Raw genomic sequence first — 271 nt, forward strand, 5'->3', positions numbered from 1 at the left:
TGCTTGTGAACGCCTTCTGTCAATTTCGTCTTTGGTCGAACGACTAAAATTATGTCGTGAAACCAGATCGTATCCCGACATATATTAGCCTTTGTGAGTACGAGGCTGGCGGGTTCGGCGAGAGAAATGGCGCGGCGAACGAGAGTGGCGGGTACCCGGAAGCGACGGTCATGGCCGCAAGGTTCGGAGCGGCAGGACGCGGCGTGGTCGGTGGAAGAGGTGAACGGACAGGGGGCGACACCACAGTCCGGCGATGCCTCGCGCATGCCCG

Origin of the sequence: Bradyrhizobium sp. 62 (assembly GCF_023073035.1) — a bacterium.
GTDB lineage: Bacteria > Pseudomonadota > Alphaproteobacteria > Rhizobiales > Xanthobacteraceae > Bradyrhizobium.